The 274-nt window shown below is 64.2% G+C and carries 1 protein-coding gene; it reads left to right on the top strand.

Annotated elements, in window-relative coordinates; all coding sequences use genetic code 11:
* The coding region (locus AACY19_RS27610; protein WP_339454669.1) for a phage tail sheath subtilisin-like domain-containing protein at nucleotides 1-274 on the top strand (274 nt) is incomplete at both ends.

Below are 274 nucleotides of genomic sequence, written 5' to 3'. Positions count from 1 at the left end.
CGCTTGATAGCTTGGCGCAGAAACTGCGCGCCATCGGCATCATCGACGGCCCGGGCACGACCGATGAGGCCGCCATGGCCTACGCCGATAACTTCGGCAGTCGCAACCTGTTCATGGTCGACCCGGGTGTGAAGTACTGGGACACCGTCACCAGCAAGACCGTCGACGCGCCCGGTTCGGCTTGGGCGGCCGGGCTGTTTGCCTGGACGGATGCTGAATACGGTTTCTGGGCGTCGCCGTCGAACAAGGAGTTGACCGGCATCACCGGTACCGG

The sequence above is a fragment of the Pseudomonas sp. EA_5y_Pfl2_R50 genome, from assembly GCF_963970475.1.
In the GTDB taxonomy this organism is placed as follows: domain Bacteria; phylum Pseudomonadota; class Gammaproteobacteria; order Pseudomonadales; family Pseudomonadaceae; genus Aquipseudomonas.
Note: the sequence above shows the minus strand (reverse complement) of the source record. Positions and strands in the feature narration are given on the sequence as shown.